Below are 13,683 nucleotides of genomic sequence, written 5' to 3'. Positions count from 1 at the left end.
AAGCTCGCTCTGCGCCAAGCCGCATGACCAGCATCATGGCCGCCCCATTTTGCAGAACTTGACGCACACAACCGGCGGAGCTGCCTTGCCGAGCGCCTCGACTAGCTTGCGATCACGCCCTTTGCTCCTTTGCAATCGGGCGACGGCGCCCAGATGGGAGCAACATGACGAACGCGCCTTCGGCGCCTCTGAGCGCTTGCCGATGGCTGCCGAACAACAGACGCTCACCAATTTTTTCGTACAGTGAGCGCTGGAAAATTGAGCTTCCGCTAGCCAGAGCAGGAAAGAAGCCAGAAGAGTGCCAAAGGCGTTTATCTCAAGGACCTAACTTCATACATCGATAAGCGACTGTCTGAAGTGCGCTCCTTCAGGCGTAGCTATCAGCAGCCCACCTGTGGCATCTTTGCGCTCGGAGTTTCAGCAATTCCTAGATGACTCACAAGATGCTAGCTCCCGTCCGCCATTCGTGCCCATTCCCAAAATACACCCGATTGCCCGCGCAGAACGGCGAACCCTTCTCGAGCACTGGCTCGCCTCAGAATGCCGCTGCCCCAGTAATGATCAACGTTTGGAAGATATGGCGCGTGGTCGTCTCAGTTTTCATCCCGCTCCTCGGTTTCTTCGGCAAGAATCTCCCTCTCCTGCTCAAGTCTTCGAATAAGGCGATCGATCTCTTTGACCCCAATCGCGCCAGTTGAAACGAGGTGAAAGCTGGCATCTTTCGACAGCATCCCTGCCCACTCGCGCTGATCGCCGTGCGGGCTCGCCACTCGCTCGACCCCCTTGGGTTTGGCATGCGGGTCGCCGGTCAGCACCGGTGGCCATGAAAACCAATCATCCGCGTACGGGACCTTGTACGACTCCTTTGCCCAATATCGGTCATGGTCGAACCGAGGAACCCGATCCATGTCCACGCCCAGATCGTTCAATCGCTCGTAGAATCCCGTGTAATTGAAGTTCTGCGGGTCACTGTGGCCGTCCGGAATCCCGCGATCGACTTCTATATGTGGCACGATCGTGAGAACTCGATCGACCGTACGGCAAGCGCCAATATAACAAGCCGCTAGGCTCGTGTACTGCGCCGAGTTCGGAGAGCCCCCCTCCTCGTAGTCTATTTCAATGTTAATTGCCTTGCCCTTAAGATCGAACTTAGGCAGCTTTCCGTTCTTTGGCTTCAAGCCGGACTCTGCCTTCGTCGCCCACACGTTCGTCTCTTGGAATGGCCACAAATGGACCACCTCTCCCGTTTTGAGAATTACCGCGTGCGACTTGTTACGCTTTTTCCCAATCCAAGGCTTCACTGTGTCGTAGGTGAGCTTTCCGTCCACGGTCTGGTGGAGGATGAAGTGAGTGCGCCCGGCGCAACTGCCATCCTTAAGGTCACAAGCGTCCTCGAGCTCAGCCAATGGATCTGTCGAAATATCGTTAATGCCCATGTCCCACTCCTAGCAAATAAATCCCCGATACTAGCGTAACGCCAATTCGGACGCAAAGTAGCCGAGGCCGGCTCGTAGCCGCACGGTCCGTTACAAGGACTCCGCCTTAAAGACCGTCTATGCCAACGGATTGGCCGAAAGACGAGGGCACTCTCGAAACCTTCCTGCACAAGCTGAGGCTGGAACTGGGCGAAGCCAAGCGAGCCAACAAGCCCTGGCTTCGGCTCAAGATCACAGGCCTTTGTTTGCCGGCCCCCTACGTGGCTCTCATGATTGACCGCCAAACTAGGCTACAAGGTCAAACTCCGAGAGATCAATCCGGAGGCTGGAGTCCATCCCACCGTCGACGCACGCTTTGAGTTCAGCGACGTCCCGCAGTGCGCCGGGTTCGGACCTTACCGACCTCAGGCTCCACGCAACCACAAGAAGTTCGCCCATTTTTACATCGAAGAAGCCACTCCTATCTAACACCGGCAATTCCGGTCGAACATGATCAATCGCTGCCGCCAACCTGCGGCTGTTACTTGGATTTCGTACTTCTGCCGTCCTGGTTCTGAGCCCTCTTGGGCTTGGAGTTCAGCGGTACGTCGCGCCAATAATATTCCGCGTAGCGCGAGAAGGCCCAAATGAAGCTGGCGGTCAGCCAAACCAGGGAGATTAGGACAAGGGACAGAAGCAAATTCTGCCACCACGGAGAAATATCTGCCCATTGCCCTGGATCATACCTGTTCAGATCGGTGGAGGAGGAGGGAAGCGCGTTTTCGACATTAATCCCGATCCAGAAGACGATGTTCGAAACAATAAAGAGCGATGTGGCCAGGTAGAGCGTGATCTCAATCCGGTTCGATATTCGATCCGCGACGGTGACGTTGAGCTGATAGAAAAACTTGGAAAAGAAAGTCACGAGAAAAAGCGTTGTCGCGGCAATGACCAGCGCCGGCGCCAGACGCTTTATCCATGGATCGATCACATCGATCGGGATGACGTTGAGATTGAATATCCAGTCCACGATCAGAGCGGTTCCACCGACTCCGATAGTGAAGACGAGAACCCGCGCGATCTTATCACCTTGCCGATAGAACCTTTGCAACTTTTGCCGCGCCGCATCGACATAACGGTTCGTGTCAAATCCATACTCGTCGAGGAAGGCTATGAACGCCAGAATGATGCCGAAGAATGCATCGCCGAAGGATTTGCCGTAGACGCCGAAAAGCGCGTAAGTGATAGACACGGCTGCGACAGCCAGTTTCAGATTGAAATGTCTTGACCTGGGCGTAGCCGGTTTGTTCAGCAAATCGTTCACGGTTTCCCTCCGCTGTAACATTTCCCCGACAGCCAGAATAAGCCGGTTAGATCGAATTGCAATTGCGCGATGACGGGACCGTGTCGGTAGTAAGTTGCAACCTTTTTGGACCTTACAACCTGAACGAACCGAATTCACGCCCATGAAATCGCTCACGTGTTAAATACTCAGAACAAGCTCGTCATTCATTACGACGTTCAGTGGATTGTTGAGCATTACCCTTTCATGAGCCCTGACCTCACGTGTGCTAGTGTGCCAGGCCTCTTGTCGCTGACCGTTCAGCGACCAGCAGGCGCGGTCTTGTCAATCACAGCTGAAATCGCCTTCTGCCACACGCCGACGAGGTCACGCGCTTTCACTACCAACTTTGCTCAACGGAAATTCTGGATCACGTTTGAGCACATGCCAATCTGAATTTTCCGGAACGATCTCTTTGATAATACTTCCGGGATCATCCTGAAGTCACTCGCCTAGCCAGCTCAGTTCGCTTCAACGTAGGCAGCGGCTCGATACCGCCCATAGCCGACCTTCACGAGCAGCCCTTCCTCGCACATCCGGGAGAGGTAGCACCGTGGGATGCCGACGTCGGTGAGATCGCGAGTCCGTACCTCGCCGCGTTCTTGCGCCAGAGCAACGGCGCGATTCCGGAGCGATGGTGGACGCCCACCTGCGAGGTGTAGCGCTTCCGCGCGGTCCCGATCACGTTTTCGCATTTGATGCGGCAGTGCCGCGTCCCGGAGTAGCGCTATGGCGAATTCGTATTTCTCAGATTCATCGATCCCGGAGAGCCAACTTCCAAAGATTTGGCCAATCGTGAGCATTGGCGGCGGCATAAGCCGCAGCTCTTTGTGCAGCAGATGCGCGAGGTTGGCGGCTTCGGATTTGAGGACATTCCACGCACGGCCGTTTGTTCCGCCCAATTGAGCGCGGATATCGTGCCGCTCATCTACCATGGAAGCAGTCGAACGACGCCGCTCGCTGGCAAAGTGTTCGCCTTGCGCTTGCCCGATCTCATCGATTTCAAACACGGGAAGCTTCACTTCGAAACGCGCGAAACCTCTGTCGCACATACAACATAGACGCCACCGCTGACATTGTTCTAACCGGCGTCAATCACGATCATCGGATTGAACCGTGGTGGACCCTTGGCGAGCAGCGCACCGCCATCATTAGGGGGACAAAGGAACTTGGAATCGCGCTTGTAACGACCCCGAACTTCGGTCTTCTGCTCGACAATCCGCGAACAGATGATCTTCACGCGATAAAGCGTATCGCCATCACATTCGAAGAATTCCAGCGTGAAGGGGTGGCCTGCGCACTCCATCCTAACGGCCGGACCTATCGGGACTTTGAGCGCTGGTCGAGACTTATTGCCGAGCGCTGTTTGGTGCAAGGCTGCAGCGCGTAGTTGTCGAGCATCAGCTCGCCAACATGACGGCGTCGTGCCGAGCGGTGCCGCCGCATGATGCCTCAACGTCGGGCTCACCACAAACAATGCTGTCCCCATTGAACGAAACTGTCGCGAAGCGAACAGTCGAACTGTAGCCGAACGTTTTCCGTTCGTGCTTGGGTGGATCCGCAAGGCAAAAACAAGGAAGTGCGAACCAAGGTCCGCCCGCACAATTGAGCTTCAAGCCGCAGCTGGTCGTCAGGCTGGCACGTCATTTGCGGTCGAATGCAGGACCCTTTGTGACGCCTACCTCTACCAGCTGAGTTGACTGTGATGATTGTACAAAATTTTGCATACCTCCATTTCGGCGAAAATTATGTTATCGGCAGCTAAAACCAAATATTGGACAACAATCACCAGAGTACATTCTAGGATTCCCTTCAGGGCTTAGCTGACGGCGCAGCAAAACTGCGCACGTTTCAAAGCTGTTCACAGAATCACTCGCGTCCATCACTTTATTATTAAAGCGGAGATCGACAATGACCACTAGGAGCCTCCTCCTCGGCTCAACTGCGGCACTGATTGCCGTTTCCAACGCTCGCGCCGTCAGCACCGCCGCCGAGCCTGACCCGACTGAGTACGTCAAGATCTGCGACGTCTACGGCTCGGGCTACGTCTACATTTCAGGCACCGAGACCTGCCTGCGAATCGGCGGCTCTGTCCGTTACAACGTCGGATTGTTTGACCACTCAAGAACCTCGGATGTGAGGACTGGTGAGCATCAGAGCGCGTGGCAAAACAACACACGCTTCACATTGAGAACCTGGACCGGCCAGGAGACCGAGCGCGGGACGTTGAAGACCTACACCGAAACCCGCGTGAACTTCGGCAGCCACCAGACATCGGTTTCGGACAGTTCTCGGTCCTATGCCTTGAACGGAGGCAGCGGCCTGACTATCGCCTGGATTCAGCTTGGTGGCCTGCGAGTTGGTAAGGACCGGTCGGCTTTCGACATGTTTATTGGCTGCGCGGGTGATGTACTGAACCAGACGCCGGCTCCGTACGGCGCTTTCGATACCAATGTGGTTCAGTACTACTTGGACGCAGGGAACGGCTTTTCGGCCGTGGTTTCGCTGGAACAAGGCTCGGACGTGGTCGGCACAATCGACAGCTACGCTCCCCACATAGTAGGCGGCTTGAAATACGCACATGGCTGGGGAGCGATCACCGGCGTTGCAGCTTATGATAGCAACTACGAATCGGTGGCCGCCAAGGTCCGTGTCGACATCAATGTCACCAACGAACTATTGCTATCCGGAATGTTGGGCTACGGTTCCCATGGCCAGCTCAACTACGGCTCGACGAATTCGGTAGACGCTCATGGTCGCGGTTTCTATAAACCTTGGGGTGGGAACTGGGCTTTCTGGGCTGGCGCCGGTTACGAGCTCACCGAGTCAGCTTCCTTCAACCTTCAGCTCTCGGGTGATCAGCTCAACAACTATGGTGTCGCTGCGAACGTCGCCTATGCGTTCCTTCCCGATTTCACAGTTACGGCTGAACTCGACTATGACCGCTACGGAGGCTCCGCCGTCGGAAAGGTGAAAGCTTCCGAAGTGAACTGGACCAATGCCAACAAGAAGAGCAGTGTCGGCGGTATCCTGCGTTTCGAACGCTCATTCTAATGCGATGAAGCGTTGAGCTCCGAGGTCCAGTTGATGCGCGGACATTCCCCCTACATTCCGTTGATTGTGCATGCACGGCTCGGCCGTCGTACGCGGCGACCGTCATAGAGCTCGGGTTTGACGCCGTGCTCCTGAACACGGCGGTCCCGAGGGCGGCCGATCCGGTCGGCATGGCGCGTGCGTTCGGCAAAGCGGTCGATGCCGGTCGTGAAGCTTTCAGCTCGGGAATGCTCGAACGGCGCTACCCACCGACGATCGGCAGGGCCGTCTTCTCATGAAGTCGTGGACGTGCCGGCTGGATTGACCGGCTGGTGCCGCTCGGCGTCCGTCTGGTGCAGCTCCGGATAAAGGATATGGACGAGAAAGGACTGCAGACGGAAATCCGCCGCGCGAACGACGCCTGCGCGGTCCATGGTTGCCAAGTGAGTCAACGACATTTGGCGCACGGCAATCGAGGAAGGCTGCGACTTCGTCCATCTTGGTCAAAAGGATTTGGCTGCCGCCGATGCTGGCGATGAAATACGTCGGATTGAAGCTCGGCCTGTCGATCCACGATCCCACCGAACTGGAAACGGCGCCAGTGGCGGAACCGGAGTATGTGGCGCTCGCCCCAGTCTATCCAACAGCCTCAAGAAGATGAATGGGCGTCGCGAGGACTCGAGCGGATCAGCGGTGGAAGCACCAGGTCGCGCCGATCCCATTGGGTCTGCATCGGCGGCCTCAACCTGACCGTCTCGAAGGCGTTTTTTGAGGCTGGCGCGGAAAGCGCAGCCGTGGTCACCGACTTTGCGCTGAACGACGCGCCAGAGGCGCGCACGCGAGAATGGATCGAAAGACCAGAGCAATGGCGCCGAGGCGAGAACCGCATGTGCTCGTTGCTGTCGGGTCAGACACCAGCGGTGGGGGCTGGAATTGCCCGCGAGATCCAGACGATCGCTTCCAGTGGCGTGCGCACCTGCCTTGCTGTCAGCGCGCTGACGGTGCAAACCCATGAACACGCCTGGAAATCCAAGTTACGCAACCCCGTCCGGTGGCGGATCAGATGCGCGCTACGCTTCAGCCTAACAGAGTGGCCGCCACCAAGATCGGCATGCTCGCAACGGCTGAGATCGATCGTCGCTGCGATTGCCGCTGTGCTGCGCGAATATCCGCGCACCGGCAATCCAGATCCGGTGCTGGCTTCCACGTCAGGCCGAGCGTTCTTGAAGCAAGCGCCACCCCGCATCATGAAGTAGCATCTGATGCCGCTTTGCCGTGTCGACACCCAATGTCATTGAACTGGCGCTTCTTGCCGGCTCAGTGCTACCGGTGAATGAGGCCGGCGCGCTTCAACAAGGACCACAAGCCACCCCGTCTGCTGGACTCCTCCAAATTCGAAACACGGATGGTTACTATCCAGACAATTGATTTTATCAATCTGCGACAATACCGCATAGCGGCGCCGGCGGAATGATCACCGGTAGCAAGACGAGCTGTTTCGTTGGCCTGTAGGACGCGCACCGCGACCGAGGTACAAGCCAGCCCGTCTGCGGCCATGTTCGGATCGGGCGCATCGGTGCGCCGATGAGATTGCCGGCGGAACGTTCTATTCGTACAGCCGTGACGGCAGTCATCTCACCGGCGCCATCCTGCCGATGGATGGCCGGCAGTCGGTGCAGCATGGGCTGACTCTGTTCGGAATGAAGCCGCTCGCGCTTCGGACGGTTGAAATGGAGGACATTAGCGTGGAACCGATCAGTCTCGACGAACTTCTGGCCAGCGTCGGCAAGGAAGTCGGCGTGTCGCCGTGGCGGGTGGTCTCGCAGCAGATGATCGACCAGTTCGCCGAGGCCACCGATGACCACCAGTTCATCCACTGCGATCCGGAGCGCGCCAAGCGCGAGACGCCGTTCGGCGGCACCATCGCACATGGCTTCCTGTCGCTTTCGCTTTTGTCGGCGATGACTTTCGAGACCATGCGGCCGCTCGAAAACTGCAAGATGGGTGTCAACTATGGCTTCGAATCGCTGCGCTTCCTGGCGCCGGTGAAAACCGGATCTCGCATCCGCACCCGTTTCGTACTGGCCGACGTCAAGGTCAGGCCGTCGGGCTGGGTGCAGACGGCGCTGGGCGTGACGATTGAGATCGAGGGCTCGAAAAAGCCGGCGCTGACCGCGCGCTGGTTGACGCTGACGCTGATCAAACGCCAGCCGGAGGCGGCCTGAATTGCTCAAGAGCATCAGCAGAGACGATCTTCACGTGCCGGGGCGATGTAGGCGACTAGTGCGCACCGATCGGCAACGCGGCCACGGGGGTCGGCTAGATAGAGTGGCAGGAATGCCTAATCGGGGCTCCGACTCGGAAGGGGCTTCGATGTATCGGAAGCGCTTCGGCTTTCGGCGCTGCATTCCTTCTTCACGAAGGTCCATGGAGAATTCCCGACCACGGGGTCGAAAGATCGGCTTGTGATCGGAGTGGGCAGATCCTCCCCGACTGAATCTGCCAATAGGGTGTTATCGAGTCAACCGGGTCGAACTTGAGGTCGCGGGTGTCGCTGATCGGCTGCTCGTCGAGCTCGAGAGCTGCCAGCTAAAGGAAGAACACGGCTATGAAGAGCTCCGCAGTTGATGTGGATGCCCAGAGCTGGGAGTGCAGACCGACGAGTTCCCAGCGGGCGAACTTGCCATTGGTAACGCGCCAGACCAGTGGCGAGAAACCCTCGATGAGAAGGCCCCCGAGGCGCACGCGGGATGGACTACAGTGGCGTTTGGCGAGAGGGCCTTCGAAGACGAGATCGAGTGTAAGATGGACGAGCTCGACACGCGTATCGCGCAGTCCCTGCGATCGCGCCTTGTTCGCGGCGCTCGTGCGTGCGAACTGTTGGTAGATCGAGCTGACTAGATGAACCGGGATGGCATTAAAGCGGAACTGGAAGAGACGTCCCTGGCCGAACTAAGTAAGATCAATCCAGCCATCGCTAAAGGTAGGCGAACACGAGACGTTCGGACTCCGTGCCGCTGAAATCCTCAAATTGAAACGGCCGGACCGTTGGAGCTATCATCACCCGCTTGGCTTCCAGAGCTACGGAGCGGGTTGATTATCTGAACGTCCTCGAAGTCCTTTTCATTGTCGGTCACTACGACACACTCGTTGGCTTCGGCTACAGCGGCAATGATTGTGTCTAGGGCGCTCCGCGAACGGCCTCTGGCTTTGCCGTTGGCCATCAGCCGCGCCCACACGAGGCCAGCTTTCTCGTCGAACGATAGCACGCGGCCAGCGAACAGCGCTTGCGGGCCTTCGGAGCCCTCGAACCAAGTTTCAAGGCTGCTGCGCTTTTTCCCCTTCGGCTTCTCTAGGATGCCTCGGCGAATTTCGGCGACAGTAAGCGAAGCAATGAAGAGGTCTTCGTCCTTCTGCGCGCCCATCCAGGCCAGCAACGAGCCCGAAGGCTCCGACTTTATGACGTTGCTGATGATACTGGTATGAAGAAGGTAGCGCGTCACAGGTCGATCTTGCGCCCCTCTTCGCGCGGCCGGCTGAGGTCGAGATTGGAGCCAACCAGAGGCGAGCGACGCAACGCGGCGAGAATGCTGCCCGCTTTCGGTGGCTCACCCGCCACGGCTTGCTGTATGGTCCGACGAAGCTGTCGGGCATCCGGCCCGCTCTCCGTTAATTTTCGGGCAAGAGTTCGCAGTAGATCGCGGTCTGCGTCGAAGGCCTGGATCTCGAACCGCGCGATGCCGCGCTCAGCCAGGCGAGAGCGATAATTCTCGATGGCTCTCTTCTGTGCAGTGTTGCCCATCGCGTGCCTCCGTTCTCTATCCGGATATATAGCCATGGCTTCTTCGGAGCACAAGGTGCCCCGTCATCGGTCCAGCACTAGCTCCTGCGCGACGCGCGTTATTGATAGAATTCCAGCTTGTCGAAGCACTGTGACTTGGCATCATTGTCGCGAAACGGAGTATTTCGCGTCAGGACAGGAACGCGGTCATAGCGCGATGGAAAGTGCAACAGCCAAAAAGCTTCGTGTGGTCGCCGTGCGCGGCCCGCGAATCGGCTGTGCCTGGTCGCCGAAGCCCGGCCGACGCTTCGTCAATCTGGTCCGGCTGCTGGCGCGACAGGCCGCACGGGATTTCGTTCAAGCCGAAACGGATAGCCATACGCGAGACCGCGTCCCGGAGTAAGGGGCCGCCTCATGAAGGTCGCGCTTGGCGCTCGCTACTCAACTGACAATCACCGAGACGCCTCGATCGAGGATCAGTTGCGGCTCTGCTGCTTGCGTGCTGAAAAGCAAGGCTGGACAGTCGTCGACAGCAATACCCACCGAGCGATCTGCGGCGGGTCGCTGTTGCGTCCCGGCCTTCAGGAGCTGATCAGCGATGCGATGCAGGGCAAATTCCTGATCGTGCTCGCAGAGGCGATGGATCGCCTGACCATGACCGCTGCAAACCGGGAGCAGGCCAGGCTGGGCAAACGTTGCAACAGATCCTTCAAGGAAATTCATAGACTCTTAGCAACTCCGGCTCGCTGTGAATGGTAGGCTTATTGCAACGTCTGAGGTCAGTGGTTCCAAACCGTGGCCCCGCTTGTCTTCGACTGGCCGAACTGCTTGCAATTTCGGCTAAAGGCAAGAAGAGCGCCCATTTGTTTGTTCGACACAGGATATCGACGGTCGTCACGGCCACCGAGATTTGTCCGGTCGTTGGACAACCCTTCGAAATCGCAACTTCTGCGGAGAACGCGAAATGAGAAATTCGGTAGGACTTGGTCCTGAGCCATGATGACACTGGTTAGTCGCCTACGCATGGCAGCGCATCCTGACCGCCTTCGAATCCTGGGCCTTTGTGCGCATGCGGACCTAACTGTCTGCGAGCTAGCGGAGATTCTGAGCGTGTGTCGAGAGCGGGTTGCGCGACACGTCCGGCTGCTCGCCAGAGCCGACTTTCTTTGCTGCAACGAACAGCCTCCGTGGCGCTCGTACCATCTCAACGCAGGATCCAACGACGGCGGGCTGGTTCAATTATTGGTCGATCTCCTGCCCCATCGCGACGGCTATCATAAACAGGACCTGCAGCGGCTCGAAGCGGTACGAGACACGCGGCCGAAAGGGACCGCGTGCTTGATCGTGAAATAGGTCAATCCAATTGGAGCGCGAAGCTACCATGGACAACTCCGCAGACGGCGCAATCGCACAGCCGGACACCCACGGGCGGTCTTCCTTGGCCGCGGTTGATTGCCGCGTCCACGAGCTGCTTCTGAGACAGGAGCGGCAGGAGCGGACGACCCTCAAGCTCATCGCCTCAGAGAACTTTGCGTCCTCGGCCGTGCTGGAAGCGAACGGCTCGATTTTCACGAACAAGTACGCCGAGGGGTACCCCGGCGCGCGCTACTACGCTGGAAACGAGATCGTTGATGAGCTTGAGGATCTGGCCATTGGGCGCCTGAAAACGCTATTTGGCAGCGAGCATGCCAACGTCCAGCCTTATTCCGGCTCGCCGGCCAACCAGGCTGTCTATCGTGCGCTTTTGAGTCCCGGTGACAAAGTCATGGGCTTGCCCCTTCCGGAAGGGGGCCATCTGACTCATGGTTGGGCCATCAACTTTTCCGGAACTGACTATCAACGCGTGCCCTATGGACTAGATGAAAAGACACAGCAGATTGACTATGACCGCTTGCGCGAGACAGCCAAGCGGGAACGGCCGCGGCTCATTTGGGTCGGCGGAACCGCTTACCCGCGTGTCTTTGACTACGCGGCAATGGCAGAAATTGCCCTGGAAGCGAACTCCTATCTCGTAGCCGACATTGCGCACATCAGCGGCCTGATTGCCGCGGGAGCGCACCCGAATCCCGTGGGCCATTGTGACGTGGTCAGCAGCACGTCCCACAAGTCGATCCGCGGTCCCCGCGGTGGCTTCATTTTGTCAAGGAACGAAGATCGCTATCAGGCCCTGTATCATACAAAGAGCAAATACAATCTCGCCAGACGAATAGACCGGGCGGTCTTCCCTCACCTGCAAGGCGGACCTCACATGAATGCCATCGCTGCGCTAGCGGTTGCCTTGCACGAAGCCGCGAACCCGTCCTTCCGAAGCTACGGCCAACAGACGGTCAAGAATGCCAAGGCTCTGGCACATGCACTGCTTGAGCGAGGTTATGACCTGGTTACCGGGGGGACGGACAATCACATGCTGATCCTTGATCTTCGCGATCGGCCACTATCGGGCAAGGCCTATGCCGAGCGACTAGCAAAGGCAGGAATCATCACAAACTTTAATATGGTGCCTGGCGACCCGCGGCATCCGGCGGTCACAAGCGGAATTCGCCTGGGGGCGCCAGCAGTGACGTCAATGGGCATGCGCGATGTGGAAATGGAGCAAATTGCTGGCTTCATTGGCTCCGTCCTCCAGCGGCCAGACGACGAAGATCTCCATGCCTGTGTGCGAAGAGACGTTGCCGACTTGTGCGCTGCGTTCGAGGTCCCGGGCATCTCCGACAAGTAAGGTGGGCCAAGCAAAATGCCCATACCACATCCAACATCCGAAGCGAGGTATTCATGGCTAGGCAGTTCGTGTTCTCTTCCGAATCGGTTGGCGCGGGGCACCCGGATAAGTTGGCTGACAACATCTCGGATGCCATCCTCGATGCCATCCTCCGCACAGATCCCAAGGCGCGCGTCGCCTGTGAAGCGTTGGTAAAATCAGGGATAGTCGTTCTGGCTGGCGAGATTACCAGCGATGCCCAGGTGGATTATAGCCAAGTTGCGCGTGATACGATTCTCGACATTGGGTACGACGACGAGGCCGTCGGCTTTGACGGCCGGCGTTGCTCCGTCGTTCATGCCCTCACCGAGCAGTCGCCCGACATCAGCCAAGGCGTTGACGAGGGAAGAGGGCAAGACCTCCAGCATGGAGCGGGAGATCAGGGCCTCATGTTCGGCTACGCATGCCGAGAAACCGATACCCTGATGCCTTTGCCGATCCAGCTCGCTCATCGCTTGACGAAACGGCAGGCGTATGTCCGGAAGGCACAACAGCTTGGCTGGTTGCGTCCTGACATGAAATCCCAAGTCTCAGTGCGCTATGAGGGGTTGCGCCCGGTCGCCCTGGATACCATCGTCGTGTCGACGCAACATGACGAGCAGGTCTCGCAAGAGACTGTCCGCGAGGGCGTCATTGAGGAAATCATAAAGCCTGTCCTGCCGACCCACCTGGAGACGGAAGGCATCAGAATTCTGGTCAACCCGACGGGGCGGTTCGTAGTCGGCGGGCCGCGCGGCGACTGCGGTCTCACTGGACGCAAGATCATCGTCGACTCCTATGGCGGGATGGGTCGTCATGGCGGCGGCGCCTTCTCGGGCAAGGACCCGTCCAAGGTTGACCGCTCAGCTGCCTATGCGGCCCGCTATGTCGCAAAGAACATCGTCGCTAGCGGACTCGCAGACGTGTGCGAGGTGCAGCTTGCTTACGCAATCGGCGTGGCCAGTCCGGTTTCCGTCATGGTCAACACGTTCGGGACAGCCAGGGTTGAGGAGAGCAGGATCGAGCGCCTCATTCTTGAGTTGTTCGATCTCAGACCGAAAGGCATTATCAAGATGCTTGATCTCTTACGCCCTATATACCGCAATACAGCGACCTATGGCCATTTCGGCCGTGAAGAGCCTGATTTCACCTGGGAGAAGACAGACAGGGCGGACGAATTGCGTCGCGAGGCAGGACTCGCCGCCCCGTGAGAGCCGCCGGCGAACGGATTGGCAAGCGGAAAGCCCATTTCCACCGGGCAGACCCGCGCCTGGCAGGCGTGGCGAGAAGCCGGCTCGGGTTTTTTGGCGGAGACATTGATGCCGGATTTTGACGTGCTTTGCATCGGCAATGCCATTGTCGACATCATCGCCCA

General features: G+C 58.0%; 13 protein-coding genes and 2 pseudogenes. 9 read left to right on the top strand and 6 right to left on the bottom strand.

What is annotated here, in order from left to right; all coding sequences use genetic code 11:
• On the top strand, nt 1-247 hold a 247-nt coding region (locus X771_RS1000000168985; RefSeq protein WP_210164668.1), incomplete at its 5' end, for a hypothetical protein.
• Between the two features lie 346 nt (nt 248-593).
• On the opposite strand, the gene X771_RS135920 is transcribed toward X771_RS1000000168985, so the two are convergent.
• The 4 genes from X771_RS135920 to X771_RS1000000168585 all read right to left on the bottom strand — a co-directional run bounded on the left by X771_RS135920 (nt 594) and on the right by X771_RS1000000168585 (nt 4,234).
• Nucleotides 594-1,436 (bottom strand): N-acetylmuramoyl-L-alanine amidase, encoded by an 843-nt coding sequence (locus tag X771_RS135920; protein ID WP_023690661.1) that lies wholly within the window; start codon nt 1,434-1,436, stop codon nt 594-596.
• Between the two features lie 520 nt (nt 1,437-1,956).
• On the bottom strand, nt 1,957-2,739 hold the full coding sequence (locus X771_RS135930; protein ID WP_023690659.1) for a hypothetical protein: 783 nt from the start codon (nt 2,737-2,739) through the stop codon (nt 1,957-1,959).
• Nucleotides 2,740-3,218: 479 nt separating this feature from the next.
• Nucleotides 3,219-3,767, bottom strand: a complete 549-nt coding sequence (locus X771_RS1000000169630) for a type IV toxin-antitoxin system AbiEi family antitoxin domain-containing protein (RefSeq protein ID WP_245262839.1) — start codon at nt 3,765-3,767, stop codon at nt 3,219-3,221.
• A gap of 71 nt (nt 3,768-3,838) precedes the next feature.
• Nucleotides 3,839-4,234, bottom strand: a complete 396-nt coding sequence (locus X771_RS1000000168585) for a hypothetical protein (RefSeq protein ID WP_156936069.1) — start codon at nt 4,232-4,234, stop codon at nt 3,839-3,841.
• 434 nt (nt 4,235-4,668) lie between these two features.
• Between X771_RS1000000168585 and X771_RS135940 the strand changes: the two genes are divergently transcribed.
• The 4 genes and pseudogenes from X771_RS135940 to X771_RS135945 all read left to right on the top strand — a co-directional run bounded on the left by X771_RS135940 (nt 4,669) and on the right by X771_RS135945 (nt 8,015).
• A complete protein-coding gene (locus X771_RS135940) occupies nt 4,669-5,811 on the top strand; it encodes a porin (RefSeq protein ID WP_023690656.1) in 1,143 nt (380 codons plus the stop codon).
• 18 nt (nt 5,812-5,829) lie between these two features.
• Nucleotides 5,830-6,089: pseudogene (locus tag X771_RS1000000167745) on the top strand (thiazole synthase); the annotation flags it as partial.
• 21 nt (nt 6,090-6,110) lie between these two features.
• Nucleotides 6,111-6,641: pseudogene (locus X771_RS1000000169625) on the top strand (thiamine phosphate synthase); the annotation flags it as partial.
• Between the two features lie 879 nt (nt 6,642-7,520).
• A complete protein-coding gene (locus X771_RS135945; RefSeq protein WP_031203438.1) occupies nt 7,521-8,015 on the top strand; it encodes a MaoC family dehydratase in 495 nt (164 codons plus the stop codon).
• Between the two features lie 801 nt (nt 8,016-8,816).
• On the opposite strand, the gene X771_RS135955 is transcribed toward X771_RS135945, so the two are convergent.
• Nucleotides 8,817-9,293 (bottom strand): type II toxin-antitoxin system VapC family toxin, encoded by a 477-nt coding sequence (locus tag X771_RS135955; protein ID WP_023690650.1) that lies wholly within the window; start codon nt 9,291-9,293, stop codon nt 8,817-8,819.
• On the bottom strand, nt 9,290-9,592 hold the full coding sequence (locus X771_RS135960; protein WP_023671839.1) for a hypothetical protein: 303 nt from the start codon (nt 9,590-9,592) through the stop codon (nt 9,290-9,292). Before X771_RS135960 ends, X771_RS135955 begins: the two co-directional genes overlap by 4 nt.
• 393 nt (nt 9,593-9,985) lie before the next feature.
• On the opposite strand from X771_RS135960, the gene X771_RS135970 reads away from it, so the two are divergent.
• The 4 genes from X771_RS135970 to metK all read left to right on the top strand — a co-directional run bounded on the left by X771_RS135970 (nt 9,986) and on the right by metK (nt 13,519).
• Nucleotides 9,986-10,330, top strand: a complete 345-nt coding sequence (locus X771_RS135970; protein ID WP_023690648.1) for a recombinase family protein — start codon at nt 9,986-9,988, stop codon at nt 10,328-10,330.
• 237 nt (nt 10,331-10,567) lie between these two features.
• On the top strand, nt 10,568-10,924 hold the full coding sequence (locus tag X771_RS1000000167740; protein ID WP_081726248.1) for an ArsR family transcriptional regulator: 357 nt from the start codon (nt 10,568-10,570) through the stop codon (nt 10,922-10,924).
• Nucleotides 10,925-10,952: 28 nt separating this feature from the next.
• Nucleotides 10,953-12,290, top strand: coding sequence for a serine hydroxymethyltransferase (gene glyA, locus X771_RS135975; RefSeq protein WP_023690647.1), 1,338 nt, complete (start codon nt 10,953-10,955; stop codon nt 12,288-12,290).
• A 53-nt stretch (nt 12,291-12,343) separates the two neighbouring features.
• Entirely contained in the window at nt 12,344-13,519 is a 1,176-nt protein-coding gene (gene metK / locus X771_RS135980) for a methionine adenosyltransferase (protein ID WP_023690646.1), read from the top strand.
• Nucleotides 13,520-13,683: the final 164 nt, after the last annotated feature.

The sequence above is a fragment of the Mesorhizobium sp. LSJC269B00 genome (assembly GCF_000502815.1).
GTDB lineage: Bacteria > Pseudomonadota > Alphaproteobacteria > Rhizobiales > Rhizobiaceae > Mesorhizobium.
The sequence above is the reverse complement of the archived record's forward strand: the minus strand, read 5'-3'. Positions and strand labels throughout refer to the sequence as shown.

Bases quoted from the DNA above. Each gene is read 5' to 3' on its own strand.
- X771_RS135920 (WP_023690661.1), bottom strand. From the start codon at position 1,436: ATGGGCATTAACGATATTTCGACAGATCCATTGGCTGAGCTCGAGGAC.
- X771_RS135940 (WP_023690656.1), top strand. From the start codon at position 4,669: ATGACCACTAGGAGCCTCCTCCTCGGCTCAACTGCGGCACTGATTGCC.
- X771_RS135945 (WP_031203438.1), top strand. From the start codon at position 7,521: ATGGAGGACATTAGCGTGGAACCGATCAGTCTCGACGAACTTCTGGCC.
- X771_RS135960 (WP_023671839.1), bottom strand. From the start codon at position 9,592: ATGGGCAACACTGCACAGAAGAGAGCCATCGAGAATTATCGCTCTCGC.
- X771_RS135970 (WP_023690648.1), top strand. From the start codon at position 9,986: ATGAAGGTCGCGCTTGGCGCTCGCTACTCAACTGACAATCACCGAGAC.
- X771_RS1000000167740 (WP_081726248.1), top strand. From the start codon at position 10,568: ATGATGACACTGGTTAGTCGCCTACGCATGGCAGCGCATCCTGACCGC.
- glyA (WP_023690647.1), top strand. From the start codon at position 10,953: ATGGACAACTCCGCAGACGGCGCAATCGCACAGCCGGACACCCACGGG.
- metK (WP_023690646.1), top strand. From the start codon at position 12,344: ATGGCTAGGCAGTTCGTGTTCTCTTCCGAATCGGTTGGCGCGGGGCAC.